General features: G+C 27.8%; 23 protein-coding genes. 11 read left to right on the forward strand and 12 right to left on the reverse strand.

Translation table 11 applies throughout. From position 1 onward, the window contains the following. Positions 1–8: 8 nt before the first annotated feature. On the forward strand, positions 9–707 hold the full coding sequence (locus tag KGF46_RS12910; RefSeq protein ID WP_227828751.1) for an RraA family protein: 699 nt from the start codon (positions 9–11) through the stop codon (positions 705–707). Positions 708–945: 238 nt separating this feature from the next. On the opposite strand, the gene KGF46_RS12915 is transcribed toward KGF46_RS12910, so the two are convergent. The 4 genes from KGF46_RS12915 to KGF46_RS12930 form a co-directional block, all read right to left on the reverse strand. Then, positions 946–2,835, reverse strand: a complete 1,890-nt coding sequence (locus tag KGF46_RS12915) for a sigma 54-interacting transcriptional regulator (RefSeq protein ID WP_227828752.1) — start codon at positions 2,833–2,835, stop codon at positions 946–948. A gap of 337 nt (positions 2,836–3,172) precedes the next feature. Then, complete coding sequence (locus KGF46_RS12920; protein WP_227828753.1) at positions 3,173–4,087, reverse strand: hypothetical protein; 915 nt, start codon at positions 4,085–4,087, stop codon at positions 3,173–3,175. Further along, positions 4,074–4,829: an ATP-binding cassette domain-containing protein gene (locus KGF46_RS12925; protein WP_227839180.1), complete on the reverse strand. Its 756-nt coding sequence runs from the start codon at positions 4,827–4,829 to the stop codon at positions 4,074–4,076. Before KGF46_RS12925 ends, KGF46_RS12920 begins: the two co-directional genes overlap by 14 nt. Beyond that, positions 4,829–5,521 carry a GTP-binding protein gene (locus KGF46_RS12930; RefSeq protein WP_227862023.1) on the reverse strand — a complete coding sequence of 231 codons (693 nt, stop codon included), beginning with the start codon at positions 5,519–5,521 and terminating at the stop codon, positions 4,829–4,831. Before KGF46_RS12930 ends, KGF46_RS12925 begins: the two co-directional genes overlap by 1 nt. Positions 5,522–5,711: 190 nt before the next feature. Between KGF46_RS12930 and KGF46_RS12935 the strand changes: the two genes are divergently transcribed. Genes KGF46_RS12935 through KGF46_RS12950 form a run of 4 tightly spaced genes read left to right on the forward strand, consistent with a single transcriptional unit; the run spans position 5,712 to position 8,759 of the window. Further along, the gene (locus KGF46_RS12935) at positions 5,712–6,362 is read left to right on the forward strand and encodes a Crp/Fnr family transcriptional regulator (RefSeq protein WP_227828756.1); all 651 of its coding nucleotides are present in this window, start codon (positions 5,712–5,714) and stop codon (positions 6,360–6,362) included. 56 nt (positions 6,363–6,418) lie between these two features. Then, positions 6,419–7,426, forward strand: a complete 1,008-nt coding sequence (locus tag KGF46_RS12940) for an ABC transporter substrate-binding protein (protein WP_227862024.1) — start codon at positions 6,419–6,421, stop codon at positions 7,424–7,426. Next, positions 7,395–8,162, forward strand: coding sequence for an ABC transporter permease (locus KGF46_RS12945; protein ID WP_227828758.1), 768 nt, complete (start codon positions 7,395–7,397; stop codon positions 8,160–8,162). Before KGF46_RS12940 ends, KGF46_RS12945 begins: the two co-directional genes overlap by 32 nt. Then, positions 8,163–8,759, forward strand: coding sequence for an ATP-binding cassette domain-containing protein (locus tag KGF46_RS12950; protein ID WP_227856719.1), 597 nt, complete (start codon positions 8,163–8,165; stop codon positions 8,757–8,759). A gap of 212 nt (positions 8,760–8,971) precedes the next feature. Here the strand turns inward: KGF46_RS12950 and KGF46_RS12955 are convergent, their stop codons facing one another. From KGF46_RS12955 to KGF46_RS12990, 8 genes are all read right to left on the reverse strand, one after another. Continuing rightward, the gene (locus tag KGF46_RS12955; RefSeq protein WP_227433538.1) at positions 8,972–9,121 is read right to left on the reverse strand and encodes a type I toxin-antitoxin system toxin; all 150 of its coding nucleotides are present in this window, start codon (positions 9,119–9,121) and stop codon (positions 8,972–8,974) included. A 356-nt stretch (positions 9,122–9,477) separates the two neighbouring features. Continuing rightward, the gene (locus KGF46_RS12960; protein ID WP_227828760.1) at positions 9,478–10,059 is read right to left on the reverse strand and encodes a 4Fe-4S binding protein; all 582 of its coding nucleotides are present in this window, start codon (positions 10,057–10,059) and stop codon (positions 9,478–9,480) included. Continuing rightward, positions 10,052–10,282, reverse strand: coding sequence for a 4Fe-4S dicluster-binding protein (locus KGF46_RS12965; protein ID WP_227839176.1), 231 nt, complete (start codon positions 10,280–10,282; stop codon positions 10,052–10,054). The genes KGF46_RS12960 and KGF46_RS12965 overlap by 8 nt, the downstream gene beginning before the upstream one ends. 133 nt (positions 10,283–10,415) lie before the next feature. After that, positions 10,416–10,691, reverse strand: coding sequence for a Mor transcription activator family protein (locus tag KGF46_RS12970; RefSeq protein WP_227828762.1), 276 nt, complete (start codon positions 10,689–10,691; stop codon positions 10,416–10,418). Between the two features lie 66 nt (positions 10,692–10,757). After that, positions 10,758–12,059: a replicative DNA helicase gene (locus tag KGF46_RS12975; protein ID WP_227828763.1), complete on the reverse strand. Its 1,302-nt coding sequence runs from the start codon at positions 12,057–12,059 to the stop codon at positions 10,758–10,760. A gap of 244 nt (positions 12,060–12,303) precedes the next feature. Next, positions 12,304–13,704, reverse strand: coding sequence for a conserved phage C-terminal domain-containing protein (locus KGF46_RS12980; protein ID WP_227862025.1), 1,401 nt, complete (start codon positions 13,702–13,704; stop codon positions 12,304–12,306). A 452-nt stretch (positions 13,705–14,156) separates the two neighbouring features. Beyond that, positions 14,157–14,414 (reverse strand): Mor transcription activator family protein, encoded by a 258-nt coding sequence (locus tag KGF46_RS12985; protein ID WP_227828765.1) that lies wholly within the window; start codon positions 14,412–14,414, stop codon positions 14,157–14,159. Between the two features lie 500 nt (positions 14,415–14,914). Further along, positions 14,915–15,685 (reverse strand): nucleoside phosphorylase, encoded by a 771-nt coding sequence (locus KGF46_RS12990; RefSeq protein ID WP_227828766.1) that lies wholly within the window; start codon positions 15,683–15,685, stop codon positions 14,915–14,917. A 414-nt stretch (positions 15,686–16,099) separates the two neighbouring features. On the opposite strand from KGF46_RS12990, the gene KGF46_RS12995 reads away from it, so the two are divergent. The 6 genes from KGF46_RS12995 (at position 16,100) to KGF46_RS13020 (ending at position 19,949) form a co-directional block, all read left to right on the forward strand. Continuing rightward, positions 16,100–16,321, forward strand: coding sequence for a DUF1659 domain-containing protein (locus KGF46_RS12995; protein WP_227828767.1), 222 nt, complete (start codon positions 16,100–16,102; stop codon positions 16,319–16,321). Positions 16,322–16,611: 290 nt separating this feature from the next. Next, positions 16,612–16,842, forward strand: a complete 231-nt coding sequence (locus KGF46_RS13000; RefSeq protein WP_227828768.1) for a DUF2922 domain-containing protein — start codon at positions 16,612–16,614, stop codon at positions 16,840–16,842. A gap of 11 nt (positions 16,843–16,853) precedes the next feature. Next, a complete protein-coding gene (locus KGF46_RS13005; RefSeq protein ID WP_227828769.1) occupies positions 16,854–17,003 on the forward strand; it encodes a YvrJ family protein in 150 nt (49 codons plus the stop codon). Positions 17,004–17,259: 256 nt separating this feature from the next. After that, positions 17,260–17,697 (forward strand): LytTR family DNA-binding domain-containing protein, encoded by a 438-nt coding sequence (locus KGF46_RS13010; RefSeq protein ID WP_227828770.1) that lies wholly within the window; start codon positions 17,260–17,262, stop codon positions 17,695–17,697. 550 nt (positions 17,698–18,247) lie between these two features. Beyond that, positions 18,248–19,027: a CPBP family intramembrane glutamic endopeptidase gene (locus KGF46_RS13015; RefSeq protein ID WP_227828771.1), complete on the forward strand. Its 780-nt coding sequence runs from the start codon at positions 18,248–18,250 to the stop codon at positions 19,025–19,027. Between the two features lie 94 nt (positions 19,028–19,121). Further along, complete coding sequence (locus KGF46_RS13020) at positions 19,122–19,949, forward strand: MerR family transcriptional regulator (protein ID WP_227862026.1); 828 nt, start codon at positions 19,122–19,124, stop codon at positions 19,947–19,949. The last annotated feature ends 42 nt before the right edge of the window (positions 19,950–19,991 follow it).

Consider the following 19,991-nt stretch of genomic DNA (forward strand, 5'->3'; position numbering starts at 1 on the left):
AACTTAAAATGACAATAGGAAATAGAGTATATTTAAAAAGAGATTTACCAGATAAAGAACTTGTAAAAAGATTTAGTGTATTACCAGCAGCTAATGTAGGAGACTGTATGTGTAGGTCAAGTGCATTAAGTTCAGAAATAAAGTTAATGTCTTCACCAAAAAACAGAATGTGTGGAGTTGCATTAACAGTAAAATCAAGACCAGGAGATAATTTAATGCTTCATCAAGCTCTTAATATAGCTCAAGAAGGAGATATAATAATACTATCTAATAATGGAGATAGAACACAAGCTATCATGGGAGAAATCATGTACAAATATCTTGCAGATTTCAAAAAGGTAGCAGGAATTGTAATAGATGGTCCAATAAGAGATATTGATGTTATATCAAAGTCTAGTTGTCCAATATATGCTACAGGAACTACTCCAGGTGGTCCATATAAAGAAGGTCCTGGAGAAGTAAATGTACCTATATCTATAGGAGGAATTGCTGTTAATCCAGGAGATATAATATTAGGAGACCAAGATGGTGTAATCGTAATTCCTAAAAATGATGCAGCAGACCTTATTGATAAAGCAGAAGCAAATGCTCAACAAGACCATGCTAAAGTAGTAAAAGCGTCTGAAGGAACTGCAAATAGAGAATGGGTAAAAGAAACATTAGAAAAAAAAGGTGTACAAATTATAGATGATGTTTACAGAGTTTAGTAATAGATGACTTCTACTCTATGTCTATAAAATATTTATACATATAAATATTAAAATAAAAATGGATGTGTCTCAAAATGAACTTTTTAGTTCATGAGGCACTCTTTTTTGTATGAAATCAACTATATTTTCATCATTTCAACAATGAAAAAGAAGCTTATCTCTATTTTGAGACAGCCCCATTTTTTATTTTATTCAATGAATATTTTATTTAATAAATATTTTATTTATCATATATTTAATTTGAAAGTTGATACTTTTTAAGTTTACGCCAAAGAGTAGTAGTACTGATACCTAACTGACTTGCAGTAACAGATTTTACTCCATTATTTTTCTCTAATGTTTCAAGAATTAATTTTTTTTCATAATCTACAATTTTATTATCTGCCAAAGTAGGAGAATAATCTATTGTGGATGTTGAATTCATATCCTTTCGAAAATGTGGCTCAGAAGTTAAAATTTCAGAAACTAAGTACTCATCTATAAAATTATCATCACACATAACTACTAGTCTTTCTACTATATTTTTTAATTGTCTTATATTACCAGGAAAGTCATATCTACTTAAAATTTTAAGTGCAGAATCAGATATTGACACTGGTTTGTTATAATGAGATATAATAGCATATGTCAGTTGTTCGATATCTTCTTTTCGCTCTCTAAGAGGAGGTAAATCTAGCTTCAACACACAAAGTCTGTAAAATAAATCTTCTCTAAAATTATTATTATCAATCTGCTCCACTAAGTTTTTATTGGTAGCTGTTATAACTCTTACATTAATAGGTACAACTTTAGTATCACCTATTCTAGTAACTTCCCTCTCCTGCAATACTCGAAGCAGTTTGACTTGGACATCTTTAGAAATTTCTCCAATTTCGTCTAAAAATATAGTCCCATTATGTGCCAATTCAAAGACACCTGCTTTCCCTTCATTTCTAGCACCTGTAAAAGCTCCCTTTACATATCCGAATAGTTCACTTTCAAGTATATTTTCAGGTATAGCTGCACAGTTTATAGCCACAAAAGGTCCATTAAATCTATTGCTATAATTATGTATACTTTGAGCAAATATTTCTTTTCCAGTACCAGATTCGCCAGTTATTATTATTGTAGAATCAGATTTAGCAAATTTCTTAGCCATATTTACTGAGTGCATTAATGCATCACTTGAACCTAATATATCGTTAAAATTGCTTTTTGCACAATGAGACTTTGAAATTAAACTCTCTCTTATTTCTTTTTCTGTTGATTGAATATTTTCGATATCTTGTATAGTTGCAACACATCCAAAATGCAAACTATCAATTATAATTGGAAAACAATCAAATGTGAGAGAAGACCCTTTAAAATTAATTATATTGTTACATAAAGAATGCCCATTTTTCAATGAATCCGAAATATCACCAGAAGTTAAATAATCTTTTATAAATTTATCAACTTGGTTAAATAGTAGCCTTTTTGCTTGATTATTTATAAAAAGTGGTGAGTGATTTTTATCAATTGCAATTATACCACTATGGGTACATTCTAGAATTTCTTCTGTAATAGAGTTATTTATTCTCTTTTCAATTCCTATGTTATATAGATGAATTGCTTCATTAATAGATGCATGAATAGAAGACTTTTCAACTTCAGTCTCTATACAGGGCTTATTGTATTTAGAGGTGATTTCTTTTGTTGTTTTTCCACCTATGAAAATTTCAGTACCATTATCAATTAATTCTTTTATTGTATCTTCAAACTCATAAAGAGAATTTAACTTGGGTATTTCTAAGTCAAAATTGGAGATTTCTTTGAATCGCTTAGCCGTTTTATATGATAATTCTAAACCTATAAATCCTATTTTTGAGGAATATTTAAGTGCTTTTTTGTACGAATAAAATATGTCTTCATATTTATATCCAATATCTACTATAGGAATTGAAACATGCTTACGCAATAAATCAACATTTTGACCACGAGTAATTATTACTTTAGTGCCTAAGTTAATTAGGTTATCTGCTAGTTCTATAGTTTCTTTACCTGTAGCAATGTATGATGGAATTTTTATATGTAGTTCTTCAAGCACTTCATATACAGTATCTGAAAATAACTTAGAAGGAGCAATAACTACTATCTCGTTTTTCATATCATCAAATCTCCTTTTATTAATCTATTTTTAATCTATTTTTTATTTTATATATGTATTGTATTAATACCTTGTACTCTCATTTTACCATGATAAAAGGGGATGTCTCAAAATAAAAAGTTGAATCATCTCCTTTTTTATACAAAAAACAGAAAAGGAGTTCCTAAGAACCCCTAATCTATATGATAATTGCTATGTAAAAAAAACAAAAAACACATTATAATTATTTATAATCTTATTTGTCGTCTTACTTGTAATATTCAAATATCTATCCATAAACATAAAATAATATTATCCACAAACAATAATATACAAACAATAAATAAAAATAAATATATTATATATACATATTATAAACCTCAAAAAATTCTTCAGTCGTAACTGTATCTAACCATTCTTTAGAAGGATATAAAAACTTATATTGATTGTTTTTAATAAGACTATCATCTATAGTATCATAAATACAAGATAGCAATGATGCAGACTTCACAAAAGAATTACAAAACTCCTTAGATACAAGAGATTCCAATACCTCCAGCATAGTTTTTTCATCTAATGATTTACTTGCAGCAATATAAGATGGTAATGCTATAGCTCCATCATCAGGGTATGACATAAATAAATCGTTATTATTAGCACGCTTTGCATATATACTAGGAGTTATTGCTAATCTATCCGAACCATTTTTTACATCATTAAATGATTGTATTGGCATATCTAATATAATTGAATTAGATAAAAATCTCTCCACGTACTCTTTTCCATATCTACTCCATATAGCTTTAACAACAGATTTCGCACCAGAGTTATTTATACCACCAATGACAGTTTTTGTATCAGCGTCAATTACGTTTTTTATAGAATCTGTTAAACCCTTGTAATTCTGGTTATAAGAAAATACTAATGGTATAACCAAAAATGGAAGTAATCTTTCATCGAAATATATAGATGATGATTTAATCTCACTTTTAATATTGAAATAGCTCGATAACGAGTACAATTTACTTGAAAACTTTGAATAGATATTCTTGTCTTCATACACTTCTAAATCTGTAGAAACTATAATATCAGGAATTAAAGCATCTGGTTTTTTTAAATACTCATTGAGTTTGTAAGGATAACCTATACCAAAATAAGTTACCTCTAAATTAATATCCTTCTCTTTTAAAGACATAATTAAATTATCTAAATAGTTTTTCTCATATTTATGAAGTATACAAATATTGCTCCAATACAGCCTAACATTTTTCATAAAGAGTCTCTCCTTTTCTTAATTTATATTGACATTCTAATTGAAATTCATATATATCTTTAAGTTTCCCTAAGATTTCTTTTTCTTCTTTAGTCTTATTGATTACTTTGAAGATTGAACCATTTTTCATTATTATACGCTTCTCTGCTATAAGTGCTGTATGAGGGTCATGAGTAACTATAAAAATCAGCTTATCACTTTTTAATAAGATGTCTAATGCAACATTTTTATTTATTCCAGCATTCTCTATTTCATCTATCAAAACAATAGGATTATTTGAAATGAGAGCAACATCTGCAATCATCAAGGCACGTGTCTGTCCCCCACTCAATGATGTAAGGTCTTGAGATAGGGAAATAGGTTCTGCTGTTATGGAGTTTGCTACATCTAATACTTCTTTTATTGAGACAGAAGTATTGTTTTTACATTCTTTATGTATAACTAAAAATTCCTCAACTGTAGAATCAAGAACAAACCTCATGTTTTGGCTAAGATGAGAAATTAGATTTGTAGCAAATTTATTTCTTTCCTCAATAGCAACTTCCATATTATCAATGACTACTTTTCGATTAGTCAAAGAATCTTTATTGACAAACTGCTCTATATCTTTGATTAACCTGCTTTTACCAGAGCCAGTATTACCTACAATAGAATAAATATGACCTCTATAAAAAGTTAGAGATTCAAAGTTCTCTGTATTCCCAAGTTTGTTTTTTCCAGGATATATGGTTATACTTTTCATTAAAATTCACCTCTAAAATTCATTTTAGAAACTATGCCTTGTTGGAATTCATCACCAATTCTACATTCCCCAATACAATAAGAACATACTCCACTTGGCATTGTATGTCTTAATAAATGTTCGTCATTGTTTGGAATATTAGCACTTTTTATATAGTTTGAAATTAGCTCTACACCAAAACCAACTAATCCATCTATAAAGAATATATTAGAATTAGGATTTATTTTTTTTATATTAAATGATATTATCTCTCTTTCTGCTTGCGATACCATGTCTATTTTACTTAGAACTATGGCATCACTTTCACTTAACATTGGACCTAGTTTTTGAGGGGTCTTAAAGCTAGATGTACAATCACATACACATATGTGGAGTGTTTTATTTGTTGCAGGTGAACACCTATTGCAAAGCCCAGCAGTTTCTATTAGTAAAATATCGCTACTTTTATTTTTAGCCCAAAGTATAAGTTCGTTTATGTTTGAGATAAGAAAATGGTCTGGACATATATCTTTACTAAGTCCAACAATATAAGGTATATTCAATTTTTTATATATTAAATCATCATCAGTAGCTAGACAATCTATCTTACATATTGAAGGGTTAAGCCCATTAGACTTCAGATAAGGAATTAAATGTTTTATTAAAGCAGTCTTCCCTACAGAAGATGAACCAGAAATTAATATAGTTTTCATGGCTTATGTAAAATCTCCTTTCATATTTTGTTAAGAGATATGATAGCATTAAAAACTACTAAAAACTGTATCAAATGAGACAATTAATAAATAAACTTGATTGAAAATAATTATCAATATTATTGAATTTTGGTAAATACTATGATATTATTTCAATCAAAGTGAATATTTATCAGAAAAGGTGATGACTTTGAATGAGAAGGAAGTACTAATAAATAGTAAGTTATTTTCTGAAAGATACATTGTAGAAGATAAGATAAAAGCAAAGAGTTATAAAAAGGGTCAATTTATAAGCGATTTTTTTGATAAAGAATATTATGTAGGTGTAGTCAAAACAGGACAAGTATCCATCTATTGTATATCAAGTGATGGAACTGAAGTTAACATGTCTATTCTAAAGGAAGGAGATGTTTTTGGAATTTCTAATATATTTGATGAAGAATCCTTAGATACTGTACTAAAATGCAAAAGTGATGTTTACGTAGTTTTTTATCCAAAAAAATGCTTTATAGATATGATGAAGTTGGATATTGCTGTTGCTTTAGAGTATTCAAGATATTGTAATAGAAAAATACAATTTTTACTTAGAAAGGTAGAGTTTTTAAATATACAATCTAGTAAAAAGAAAGTTATTGAATACTTACTAGAAAAAGCTAGTAAAAATGACACTGTGCTATTAGAGTGTTCTAAGGAGGAGTTAAGTAAAAGAATTAGTGTAAGTCGAGCATCTTTATATAGGGAATTGCAGTCATTACAAAATGAAAATTGTTTAGAACTTGGTAAAAAGTGTATAAAAATATTGAATAAAGAAAAGTTAACACAGATTCTATATGAAATATAAACTTAAATAACAGATTCTATATAAAATATAAAATTAAATACTAGGAGGAAGTTTTTATGAAAAAGAAATTATCAATATTATTACTAGCATCATTAATAATAATTTCATTGGTAGGGTGTACATCAAACCCACCAGAAAAACAAACAAAAGAAGAAGCTAAAGTAGTTGCAAAGGTGACAGCACTAAAGGGTCCTACAGGAATGGGAATGGTCAAAATGATTGGTGATGAAAACGATAAAAAAGAAAAGGATTATGAATTTTCAATAGCAAATTCTGTTGATGAAATTACACCCAAGCTTGTTAACAAAGAGCTAGATATTGCTGCTATTCCCGCAAATCTGTCATCTGTTTTATATAATAATAGCAATGGTGAAATAGAAACACTAGCCATTAATACTTTAGGAGTCTTATACATAATTGAGAATGGAAATTCTATAAACAGTGTCGATGATTTAAAAGGAAAAACGATTTATTCTAGTGGTAAAGGCTCTACTCCTGAATATGCTTTGAATTACATATTGAAAGAAAATGGAATTGACCCGACTGAAGATGTCAACATAGAGTACAAATCAGAACATACAGAATGTTTGGCGGCATTATTAAATGATAAAAATGGAATAGCACTACTTCCCCAACCATTTGTAACAACAGCATTGACTAAGAGTGACAACTTAAGAGTAGCTTTGGATTTGACAAAAGAATGGGATACTTTGAATAAAGATAAAAATACTGAAAGTGCTTTAGTAACAGGAGTTGTTGTTGCACGAAAAGAGTTTATTGATAAATATCCAGAAAAGGTTAAAAGTTTCTTAGAAGAATATAAGAAATCAGTTGATTTTACAAACAATAATATAGAAGAAGCTTCAAAACTTATTGAGGAAAATGAAATAGTACCATCTCAAATAGCAAAGCAAGCAATACCAAAATGTAATATAACATTTATAGAAGGTAATACAATGAAAGATAAATTAAGTGGATACTTACAAGTACTTTATGATGCTAATCCAAAGTCAATAGGAGGAAAGATGCCAGGTGAAGATTTCTACTACACTCAAGAAAATTAGTAAAGCTCATATACTAGCAATAATCTTTTGGCTTATAGTTTGGCAAATAAGTAGTATGATAATTGGTCAGGAGATACTTCTAGTATCTCCTTTTTCCTCTTTAAAAAGGTTATTCGAATTATCTATGAAGTTTGAGTTTTGGCAATCAATACTCTTTTCTTTTATGAAAATAACAACAGGATTTATATTAGCTTTTATCATTGGAATAATATCTGCCATAATAGCATCTAATAAAAAAAATTTTAGGATACTTATTGAACCCTTAATACTGACAATACAATCTATACCAGTAGCTTCTTTCATAATATTATCTTTAATATGGATATCTTCAAAGAACCTGTCTATTTTTATATCTTTCTTGATGGTATTGCCAGTGGTATATAGAAATATTCTAGATGGAATAAATAGTATATCTAGGGAGTTAAATGATATGGCAAAAGTATTTAAAGTCAGTAAGATAAAAAAAATAAGGTACATATATTTATCTGAGGTAGCACCATATCTAAGAGCAGCATGTAGTGTTTCTTTAGGGCTATGTTGGAAGTCTGGAATAGCAGCAGAAATAATAGGAATGCCAGCTAATTCTATAGGAGAAAACTTATACAAAGCTAAAGTATACTTAAATACACCAGATTTATTTGCATGGACTATAGTTATTATTATAATAAGTATTTGCTTTCAAAAGGGCTTTTTATCATTGATAGACTATTTATTAAAAAGATTGGAGATAAACTAAATGGATATAGTAATTGAGAATCTAAATAAAAAATATAATGATAAGGTTGTTTTAGACAATTTTAATAATGTATTTAAAGATGATGCTATCTCATTTATAACAGGAACATCTGGTATTGGTAAAACAACATTGATAAGAATATTAATGGGCTTGGAGAAAGCAGATAGTGGAAAAATTATAGGTATTAGTAATAAAAAGATTAGTGCAGTATTCCAAGATGATAGTTTGTGTGAAAATCTAAGTGTGTTATTGAATATAAAGTTGGTATGTGAAAGTCTGGGTAATTCAGAAATTGAAGATGCTTTAGAACTATTGGACTTAAAGGGTTGCATGAATAAAAGAGTAAGGGAATTAAGTGGTGGTATGAAAAGAAGGGTTGCAATATTAAGAGCTTTATTATATGATTTTGACTTGCTTATAATGGATGAGCCATTTAAGGGTCTTGATATTGAAACTAAGTATAAGGTTATGGATTTTGTAATAAGAAAGATGGAAAATAAGAGTGCTATAATAATTACTCATGATATGGATGATATAAAATACTTTAGAAATCATGAAAAATTAATAATTGACTTTAAAATGTCTTCGATATATTGATTTCATATTGGTTTTAAAATCAACTAAAGTTTTTATATGAATATTATTTCAAACTTACTAATTCTATATACCAAAAAGGCTGTAGGCAAATTTGTTTTTACATAAAAAAGTACCTGCGATTAAAACAAGTACTTTACATATTTTTTCTAATTTGTGATATAATAAAAGCAAGAAGAACTACAATCTATTTGCAGTAGAGTGGAGTTCGTAAATTAGTGTTTCTTTTTGAACTTAATCTTTAGTTCAAAACTAAAGTCACTCCTGCCAGAGTGGCTTTTTACTTTTTTAAACAATTTATCCGTTAAGTAAACTATTAAACTGGCAACTAAACTTGCTAGTACACCTTGTAAAAAATTATCCACACATACTCACCTCCCTTCTATACGTTGGGAGGATAACCTTTTGTATGAACTCCACTCTATAAATTGTAGATTACATCTTCTTGCTAAAACTATTATAACATATAATTCCTACATATTTTACCTATTCTATAGTTATTTTCCTATCTCCTTCGCCCTCTTTTTCTTTCTCTTTCAGCCTCTTTCATTGCTTTATATTCTATCTTATTATTTAATTATTATTGCTATCTAAATTTATCATGTCTACTCTTTTTAATTTTCCTACTTAATTAAAACTCTTACACATAAAAAAGAAGCATAAACAAGTTTATTTTATACAAACTCTATCTATACTCCTCACAAATTCACATAAATTCTCTCTACACAGACTTACTCTTTGCCTTACATATCATCTGAGTCATAGTACCCATAGGGCAATAAACACACCATGAACGAGGCTTAAATAGTATCATCGTAATCAATCCAAGAACAGTTGATGTAAGCATAACACTATAAAAACCAAACGCAAACTGTACCACCCAAGGTGAAACTAAAGTCCCATGATATGCCCATTGCCATGGCATTTTTATAGTCCAAAGCAAAGTCACTACCTCTTTAAAGTTTCTACTACCCTCAAACACTAGATAAGTTGAAAAAAGCATATTAGCAAACATCACCATAAAAAATGTCAAAAAACCATATCTAAACCACTTACTTCTAATAAATTTAGGAATATCTTTATTTCTTGACAACTTTAATTTATTTCCAAGCAAATTAAACAGCTGTCCTCTTCCACAATATTTATTGCAGTACGCTTTATTTCCTTTAATAATAGAAATAAGTAATGGGATAAAGAAACAAATTAACCCAATCCAAGCGAAAATAATATTTACAAATCCCAATATCAAATATATCGAAGAGAAAATCCATAAATAGTCATACCAATGTTTTTTATTATTCATGACACTTACCTTCTTCCTCTTTTAATATTGTTATAATCTCAATCACAGATGCTGGACATACCTTCTCACAAATACCACATCCAACACATAAGTCTCTATCAATCTTTGCACTAATACCATGTGGTACTGAGATAGCCCCTCTTGGGCAGACTTTTATACAGCTACCACAAGCTACACACTCGTTTTCTAAAATATTTGCATACTTCTTTTTTTTAGCAGACATAATAACCTCCCTATATTATTAATCTATAGGAATTATATCAATATATTTACTTTTTATCTGTGACTTAATCACATAAGATATCAAGATTAAAAATTCCACTCTAATAGTCACACTTACCTTATCCACAACATATCTATTTCTTTCTAACAATGTACCTGACATTAATAACACTCATGTCAAACATTCTCGCTAATTCCATATAATTTTTTCCATTAAATAATTTAATCATAAGCTCATTTCTAGCCTCTTTTAAAGCACCCTCCACTGTCTTAATATAAAAATATGTTCCCCCACTTTGTTGACACAATTTCAGATACTCCAATAAATTATACTTATGTAACTCCTTTGGAATACTCACTTCTATATTGTGTTCTTCAAGCAATTCTATAATTTTTTCCAATTCTAACATCTTTTCACCTCATATTTTATATTATTTTTAGACTTTCAATAAGCTTGTTATGGCTATCTTATTACTCTAATAATTTAGTTCTTGAAAATGTAACCTATCCCCATAGTAACAAAAATGCTTATGCCTAGTCTGTCCATCCCTACACTTCGCAACTATTAAATCAACAATCTTAATTCCCCTGTACTCTGATTCCCTAACTAATTCCTCACTTTCTCCTATATCTTTTACTGCTTCTTCATAATCACTCCCTTTTAATTGATGTATATAAACCACATTGTTGCTATCGTGGTAGATGGCTTTACTATCCCTCATAGGTCTATCTCCATAAGGTCTAAAATCTTTCATTTCATCATTTAATTGACTTAACTGAATTATTGGTATATCAAAATCCAGAGTCATACTTTTTAATTCTCTAGAAAAAGTGGCCACTTCTCTTTCTCTTTTTTCCATACTTTTTTGAGATGTAAGAAGTTGCACATAATCCACAATTAATAAGTCGGGCTTTATTTGCCTTATCCTCTTTCTAATTGCACTGATTGTGTCTATCTTGTCATTTATATAAATTAAGTTATTCTCGCGTAAATCTCCTATTGCATTTACAATTAGTTTCCAATCACTTTCATTTATCTCTTTAGATTTCATATTTCTTGTACTTACCCCTGTTATCTTGCATATATTTCTCATAAACACTTGCTCACTTGTCATTTCTCTACTTATAAATAGAGTCTTTTTCCCTTGCTTGGCCGAATTTAACATTATTTGAAGAGCTAAAGCAGTCTTTCCAACCCCTGATTTAGCTGCTATTGTTGTTAGCTCCCCTTTAAAAAGACCTCCTATAGTCGAATCAAGTAAACTTATCCCAAACTTAAATCCAACATCCTTTTTACTTTCTAAAAAATCAAGGACTTTTTCTGCTATGCTATGTACATCATCATTTTCATAAGTATCTTTGTCCAAGATTTTTCTTATATTATTTTCAAATTTATAGATGCAAGTATCGATATTTTCTCCAAAATTTATACCTTCCAATAGTCTTTGACAATTTTGATTTATGCTTCTTCTTGCTAAGTTTTCTTTTAAAATTTTTATATAACCATCAATACCAAAAGTTTGACCCCAAGTGATTACACTAGTTAAACTGCTCATTTTAATTGCTAAAGACTTCTCATCTATCTTTGATTTTACAGTTGCTACATCAATTATTATCTTTTCTTTTCTAAGTTCTTTCATGATTTTAAATATTTCAAGGCATGTAGAATTCATAAACATATTTTCATTTAAGTCATCTAATTTGTAGTTTAATTTATTGTCTAAAATAATTGTGCCTAAAATAGCCTGCTCTATTTCAACAGCTTTTGATTTAACCATATAAATTAATCTCACTTTCCTCTTAAGTTTTATATTTTAATATTATTAAGTCTTTTATTTTTATATTAGATTACAATGATATTGTCAGTTAGAAATATACTTTTAATTGTAAAAGATATAAATATATTTCCAGTTAAAAATGCATTATCAGCTATAAAATATATAAATTCATGTTAGTTATAAACGCATTGTCAGCTATAAAATATATAAATTAATTTCACTTATAAATGCATTCTCCGACTAGTTAAAATTCACAGACTGGATTCCAATACCTTACATTTTCATGTTTTTTTCTTTCACGCTTGCTGTCATCATATGTGGTATAGTCAGAATATATATAATTATTATTGTTATGATTGTCGTTCTTTTTACACTGGTAAACATTACTTTGATTTTTTACAGATATGTTTTCATTAACATAGGATTCAAATTTATGGCTAAATAAGGTCTCTGGTCTTATATACATTTCCATTATGGTATCTTTCCACTTAGCTACTTTTACCTCAATAACTTTGTAGAAATCTTCTAAGACATAACCCTCCTTTAGTCTTTCATTGATAAGTTTGATGCTCGTTGGAGAATTGATTTTAAAGTTTTTTCCTGTTTTTTTATTTAGCATATTTATAATGCTTTGCTGTATATTTTTTTTATTAAATTTATTTAAAGATTCTTTTTTATTTGTTACAAACTTAGCTTCTTTTTGTGCATCATGAGTATTATCAAAATCACTCTTTTTACTATATCTACTCATGCTACTAAACACTTTGCTATTGCTTGATTTTATAACATTTTTACTTTGATTATCTTCTATGTCATTTTTAGTTATTTTATCTATGTCATTATATGTTTCATTAAATCTGACATTTGAAGACCTCGATTTTAAATTAGAGTTTTCTATTTTCAATTCTTCTCCAATAAATGGTTTGTTAGTATAATCTTTAATTTTATTAGTTACATTAGTAAAATTAATAGTAGGTTTTTCAGAGTTGATATTTTCATTATTAGAACGAGTATTTTTACCATGATTTTTTATTCCACTATAATCTAAGTCATTGCTTTTTTTATTAGCAGAATTATTCTCACTACTTGAATTATTCTTACTACTTAATATACTACAGTCATCACAGTTACTACATTCTGTATTTTCTTCAATACTACTATCATATTTTGACATTCCACAACCATAAATACAATCTTTATCAATACAATCCTTATTTTCTATATTTCCATAAGCATACTCTAAATTATTGAACTCATAATTCTCTACACTGTCATAGTTAAAATCTATAATTTCATCACTATCAAATAAATTCTCACTAATACTATCAAATAAATCTTCACTAATTTCTGAACTAATATAACTATATATAGAATGCATCTTCCCCTTTGCTCCCTTAGATACAAGCCTTATTACTCCTAAATCTGAAAACTCTCTTACAAGCCTACTTATAGTAGAAATAGAAAGTTGTAAATCTGTAGCAGCTCTTCTTACTGTCATATAAAATTGACCTCTTGGTAAAGTACATTGCAATCTCTGTATATTTTCTTTTCTCATTATATAATGATTAAATCTTATTTTATTAATATCACTTGTTATATCAAAGCCTAATACTACCGAATTCAATTTATAAAATCCATTATTCATCTCTACTAACCCCTTTTCTACTAATAAGTAATCGCTTCTCAATAATTATTACTTTATATAAATAACATAAAGTTTAAATTTAAATATACATTTATTTTAATATATTTTAAATATACTTATTAATCCCTTAAAATCCCTATTTATATTCTTAAATATGCAAATGTATTATGTCATATTTATTTATATTTTTTTATTTATATAGCTTATTTATTGTTTTTTCCCCTTTATACAAGCAATTGTACCATTTTGTTTATTTTTTATCCAACAAATATTTTCGACTATTTTTTTTGGATTCTCAATATATCTCCATTATTTAACAGAATATTTTATAGAATATACAGTCTATTTAAATTAATAGGCAATAAATTTAGTAAATTTGTCTAAAAAAAACTTTATAAAATGTCTTTTACCTACTCCATACTTAATCTTTACAAAATATTTTGTATAGCATTTTATATATTGTTTTCATTTATTATTCGCTTAATATTGCTCACACACATGTTGTGTTTAATAGCTAGTTCCCCATAATTAACTCCATTAAATTGTCTCACTATCTCCCTATTTCTTGCATATCTAAAAATCCCCTTACATGTAGGTATATAAGTGTTTGTACCTCCATACAATTTAGCAATCTCTACAAACTTATCAATTCCCACTATTTCCACCATTGCATGAAACTGAACTGGTATATCTTCTAATTTTACTTTCATAAACTACACTCTCCTTTAAAATATTTTTAATAGCTTTAATAGCTTTAATAGCTTTAATAAAGATTTTAATGGTTTAAGAGTAAAATGTTAATATTGGACTTTTAACTTTTTTATTTACAGATTAAATTTAATAATTTTTTTAACATAAACCTTAGACTAAAACGAACACTTCTAAAGAACTTTGACTATAATAATATTTTTCTATAAGTAACATAGAGCTATATATTCCATGTTATTTCTATATTCATATTTAAAAATATAATAACTTTGATAAAAGTACCTAATACTCTCTCCCTATATTCAAAAACTGATTCTTATCATGTGAATTCATAATTGAAAATTTCATTCATTGTATTTAGTGAATGACTGACTGTCATTGCAAAACTTTATTAACAAATCATAATCCTTTCAAATCTAACAACAAAAAAAGCAGTAAACCTTAATCGATTTACTGCTTTGGTAATTTTAAATTAAAAAATACAAGTTAAATCACTTTAAATTTACAACTTAATAGCACACTCCATTGCAAGCTCAAAGGTATGTACTTTTTGTGAAATCGGACGTATAGTTAATCCTCGTTGTTCCCATACATCTGAGTTTAGATTATCACAAGCATAAACAAACTGTGAAAATATAACATTTCTAAATTGTGCTGCGGCAGCTACAGCAGCACATTCCATATCAACTGCAATACATCCCTGTTTCTTTCGTGTAAGCATTTTATTACGTGTTTCACGATATGGAGCATCAGTAGTCCATATTTTACCTTTTATGTATGATAATCCTTTACTTTTAAATACAGATTCAATCACTTTAACTCCATGTGGGTTAAGTATAATTTCATCAGAGGCTGGTTGATAATGATAACTTGTGCCCTCATCACGGATAGCTGATGTTGGAATGATTAAAAATGCATCATCAATAGAATGGTCTAACACACCACATTCTCCACAGATAAATATCTTCTTTGCTCCTAACGCGACTAATTCTTCAAAGTTGGTTACACATGCTGGTGCACCTACCATAACCTGACAAATCCCAATTCTTATATTCTTGAAAAATACTTCATAAATTGGTATATCTCCAGCAACACTAATTAAACGACCTATTTTTTTGCCATTATACTTTTCAACAATTGTTTGTATCATAGATTTTGAAAATTCACATACGATAGTTTCAGGAAAATGACAGTCAGGTTTTTCTATTACATAATCTGGCCTCAAAATCCCCCAAAAATCAGAGTCAAACTGTTCCAACAGAATTTCACTCATAATATAATCTCCTCTCAAAATTTAGTATAGCGTGTTCCTGTTAAATATATAGAGTATATTATATCACGATGAACTAGCTAAAACAATTAAATATGTATATTTACAATCTAGCTACTGGACACAGATACTGGATACATCTAGATAGTTCATTCTAAAAGAACATATTGGATATTTTATCCCCCATATAAAATATTCTAAACAAAATCAATAAAAAACTATTGCACATATCACATATAAACATTAAATCATTCATTAAATCATTAAAACCATATATACTTATAAAGTTTTTTATAAAATTTTAACAAAAAATCTTAAGAAATTACTGTTTAACTCCGATATTATCTTATATGATACTATAGATTTAACAAAGAAAGTCGACAAATCTTTGAAATTAAATTTTTAGGAGGTAGTTTTATGGCAGTTGTTTCAACAAAAAATTTATCTAGTATAAAACTAAAATTGGATGCTGGTTTTGATGATAAGGGTAAGGCAGTTATTAAAAGTAAATCTTTCGCAAATGTAAAGGCAGAGGCATCAAACGATGATGTTTATGCTGTTGCAGAGGCAATCGCAAGTCTTCAAGAAAATCCTATTGTAGATATTTTAAAACTAGATAGCACATCACTATCTAAATAGTAACTTTCAAATATAGTCTACATTAAAATTCATCAACTATTTATATATCATGTTCAATATATAATACACTTGATATTATATAGATTTAACAAATTATACACTTAATATATTGATACTTTAAACAGGTTAATATCTTAAGTAATTTAAACATGTTCGTAAATTAAACATGTTAGTTATTTTAAATACTGTTGTGCTTTAAGTATAACAATATCAAAGTATTTTCTAAACTAACAATAATTAAAATACTTAAAGCAATTAAAAAAATAAATTATTATCGTGGAGGTAACTGTATGGAGATTAAGAAAAAATTAGTCATGAGTTTCAAGAATGTAAAGGATAAACAAGTTTCTTTTTCTATAGAAAATCCAAAGGAGGACTTAACTGAAGAAAATATAAAATCTGTTATGGATTTGATAGTATCTAAAAATGTTTTTTCAGTTGGAGGATTTGACCTTGCTTCTGCTGTTGAAGCTAAAATTGTAGAAACTAATACTACTCCTTATGACCTAGTTATAAGATAGGAGGTAATTTTGTGGATGATAGTTTACAATTGTTAATAACTAATGTTGGTTTTCCTATAGCTCTATCCATGTATTTATTGGTTAGAATTGAGGGCAAATTGAACACACTATCCAACAGCATTGATGCACTATCTAAAAATATTTTGACATTTGAGAAGTAATTTGACAATATATGCAAGTCATAAGATAGGTCTATTTGTAAAATAATTAGAGATATTCTATGAAAAGTACTACGATATTTGGATAATATTCCCAAATGGTCGTAGTATTTTTTCGAATTTTACCACTTTAAATTTGAATTTCACTATTTTAAATTTGAATTTAACTGTACTTAATTTGAAATTTAGCACTCATCTAGTTGGACTCAATAAAATATAATGCTATTCTAATGACAGTAATAAAATGAGGTGATAATTAATGAAAATACATGTCGAACAATCCACTAATTTTGATGATATTGAAATAATTATAAAATGCTCTGCCATTGACAATAATATTGAAAAAATAATTTCATTACTAAATACACCATTACTAGATATAAATGGTAAAAAAGCAGGAGAAATTTATAAGCTTAATATTTGCGATGTTTTATACTTTGAGACGGTTGGCAATAAAACATTTGCTTACTATAAAGATGATGTATTTGAAATTGACCTAAAAATATATGAATTATCAAACCTACTACATAATACATCTTTTTTAAGAATATCTAAATCCATGATTTTAAATATGGATTACCTAGAAAGTATAAAAGTAATATCACACAATCGCATGCAGGCTACTTTATCAAATAATGAAAAAGTTATTATAAATCGCCGTTACATAAAAAATATTAGAGATAAGCTAAATATTTAATAAAAATTACAAAAGTCCAAAATATTTTATTAATATCACTAATTATCTACTTATTAACTCACTTTATAGTCAAAGTAAAATAATCTATCTGGTATTAAATCTAAACTAATTATACATAGTGTAAATAGCTAATTATGTATAGTATAAATAGTTTAAAAATAATTAGTTAATACAAAAGCTAATATAAGTACGCATCAACGAAAACTAGTAAACTATAATTACTAATAGACTATCAACAAACACTAATAAACTATTAATAATTACTAATAGACTATCAATAAACACCAATAAGCTATTAATATTACTAACGGACTATTGATAAACACTAATAAGCTATCAACAATTACTAATACTAAATAATACTTTCAGCCCTAAAAAATAAATATAAATTAAACCACTATTAACAAAACGAAAGGATAGTGAACATAAGATGCAATTATATAACCCCCATTTTAATTCAGATAAAAATTTAATTTTTTTCTTTACAATCACGCTATTATGGACTTGGGTATTCAGCTTTACACCTGTATTACTAGGAGTTACAAATACCATGCTTGGAAAACTTCTTTTTTACTCTGCATATACAGCCCCTTCCATCATAGGGCTACTTTTTGTTTTCACAATATATCCAAATAGTGCAAGAAAAGATTTTCTTTACAGGAGCTTTAGCTTCAAAGAAATAGAAATAAAATGGCCATTACTAACAGTACTCTTTTTTGCTTTAATTGTCATTTGTTCTTTACTAATAGGAAAGTATTTTCATCTAGAAATTAATGATGTAGATTGGATGCACATAGCTATTTATACACCTTATAAAATACCAATTATGCTATTTATAAGCTTTATACTAAGTGTACTTAGCCAAGAATTTGGATGGAGGGGGTATTCTCTTGATAAATTATTAGTCAGGTTTGGATTTACAGGTGCTTCAATTATTTTAGGAACTATTTGTGGAGTTTGGTATCTGGGATGGTATCTTACACCTGGTCAAATTCCATATAATCTACTGCAATATTCTTTATTTGATGCACTTTTATTTATACCATCTACTATACTTTTAAGCTTTGTTATTACATTTGTATATATTAATACACATAGAAGTATTTTAGCAGGCGGATTTGTACATATGATGTGTAACTTCTTTACCATTCAACTATGTTCTTACTATCATATTGAAGTATATGTAATAACTCAATATGTAAAAATAATATTTTGCCTCATATTAATTATTTACATAATTTCTTCTACTAAATTTAAACAGAAAATTAACTCTGAAATTGAGCAGATAAAATCAGACGAATTTGAATTCGAGTTAGACTGGGGATTATAGATTAAACTGGTAATTAAATGCATTTTCCTAAACACTTGAAGTATACAAAAACAATATATATACTGATTATAAGTGAGAAGGAGGTCATATTTTCATGTTTAAAATTGGAGAATTTTCAAAACTAACACAAGTCTCTATTCGAATGTTACGTTATTATGATGAACTTGGCATTCTAAAACCAGCAAAGATAGATAAATACACAGGTTATCGCCTATACTCTGCTGACCAAATTTCAACTTTACAAAGAATTATTTTACTAAGAGATTCAAAATTTACTGTTTCAGAGATATCAAATATTATTCATAACTGGAATGACGAGCTTGTGATTAAAGAATTGAATCGAAAAAAAATTGAAATACAAGATGAAGTCAAAAAAGAGCAACAAAGAATAAATAATATTGATAAATTGATTGATGCTATAGATGACAATAAAGATGAGATTCATTACAATGTTATCTTTAAGGAAATTCCCAGTTATAAGATTATCTCGCTTAGAGAAATAATTCCAGACTATCACTATGAAGGTATACTGTGGGAAAAATTATATGAATTTATTAAAGAAGAACATATAGAAATATCCCATCAAGCAAACAACAATATGGCACTTTATCATGATGAAGAACTTAAAGATTGTGGTGTAGATATAGAGGTTGGAATGGTTGTAAAAAAATTAGGCAAAAACAAATCTGGATTTATATATCGTGAGACAGAAGCAGTTGATATGATGGCATGTAGTATGGTATATGGTCCATATGAAAATATAGCTGGTGGGTATGAGTCATTTGCTTACTGGCTAGATACAAATAGTGATTATAAAATGGCTGGTATAAATAGGCAAATTGGTCATAAAGGGGTTCACAACGAGGAAAATCCTGAAAACTATCTTACAGAAATTCAAATACCAGTTATAAAAATTAAATAGATTTCAATATAAATATTTACATATTAATGTTAAAGGTGGTGT

The sequence above is a fragment of the Clostridioides sp. ZZV14-6153 genome (assembly GCF_020657855.1).
Classification (GTDB): Bacteria; Bacillota; Clostridia; order Peptostreptococcales; family Peptostreptococcaceae; genus Clostridioides.

Excerpts from the sequence above, each read along its gene's own strand:
- KGF46_RS12985 (WP_227828765.1), bottom strand. The coding sequence starts at position 14,414 with ATGAAAGTAAAATTAGAAGATATACCAGTTCAGTTTCATGCAATGGTG.
- KGF46_RS12980 (WP_227862025.1), bottom strand. The coding sequence starts at position 13,704 with ATGAATAATGGATTTTATAAATTGAATTCGGTAGTATTAGGCTTTGAT.
- KGF46_RS12940 (WP_227862024.1), top strand. The coding sequence starts at position 6,419 with ATGAAAAAGAAATTATCAATATTATTACTAGCATCATTAATAATAATT.
- KGF46_RS12930 (WP_227862023.1), bottom strand. The coding sequence starts at position 5,521 with ATGAAAACTATATTAATTTCTGGTTCATCTTCTGTAGGGAAGACTGCT.
- KGF46_RS12970 (WP_227828762.1), bottom strand. The coding sequence starts at position 10,691 with ATGTTAGAATTGGAAAAAATTATAGAATTGCTTGAAGAACACAATATA.
- KGF46_RS13010 (WP_227828770.1), top strand. The coding sequence starts at position 17,260 with ATGAAAATACATGTCGAACAATCCACTAATTTTGATGATATTGAAATA.
- KGF46_RS13000 (WP_227828768.1), top strand. The coding sequence starts at position 16,612 with ATGGAGATTAAGAAAAAATTAGTCATGAGTTTCAAGAATGTAAAGGAT.
- KGF46_RS12910 (WP_227828751.1), top strand. The coding sequence starts at position 9 with ATGACAATAGGAAATAGAGTATATTTAAAAAGAGATTTACCAGATAAA.
- KGF46_RS12925 (WP_227839180.1), bottom strand. The coding sequence starts at position 4,829 with ATGAAAAGTATAACCATATATCCTGGAAAAAACAAACTTGGGAATACA.
- KGF46_RS13020 (WP_227862026.1), top strand. The coding sequence starts at position 19,122 with ATGTTTAAAATTGGAGAATTTTCAAAACTAACACAAGTCTCTATTCGA.
- KGF46_RS12960 (WP_227828760.1), bottom strand. The coding sequence starts at position 10,059 with ATGAATAATAAAAAACATTGGTATGACTATTTATGGATTTTCTCTTCG.
- KGF46_RS12975 (WP_227828763.1), bottom strand. The coding sequence starts at position 12,059 with ATGGTTAAATCAAAAGCTGTTGAAATAGAGCAGGCTATTTTAGGCACA.
- KGF46_RS12965 (WP_227839176.1), bottom strand. The coding sequence starts at position 10,282 with ATGTCTGCTAAAAAAAAGAAGTATGCAAATATTTTAGAAAACGAGTGT.
- KGF46_RS12920 (WP_227828753.1), bottom strand. The coding sequence starts at position 4,087 with ATGAAAAATGTTAGGCTGTATTGGAGCAATATTTGTATACTTCATAAA.
- KGF46_RS12990 (WP_227828766.1), bottom strand. The coding sequence starts at position 15,685 with ATGAGTGAAATTCTGTTGGAACAGTTTGACTCTGATTTTTGGGGGATT.
- KGF46_RS12995 (WP_227828767.1), top strand. The coding sequence starts at position 16,100 with ATGGCAGTTGTTTCAACAAAAAATTTATCTAGTATAAAACTAAAATTG.
- KGF46_RS12915 (WP_227828752.1), bottom strand. The coding sequence starts at position 2,835 with ATGAAAAACGAGATAGTAGTTATTGCTCCTTCTAAGTTATTTTCAGAT.
- KGF46_RS12950 (WP_227856719.1), top strand. The coding sequence starts at position 8,163 with ATGGATATAGTAATTGAGAATCTAAATAAAAAATATAATGATAAGGTT.
- KGF46_RS13015 (WP_227828771.1), top strand. The coding sequence starts at position 18,248 with ATGCTTGGAAAACTTCTTTTTTACTCTGCATATACAGCCCCTTCCATC.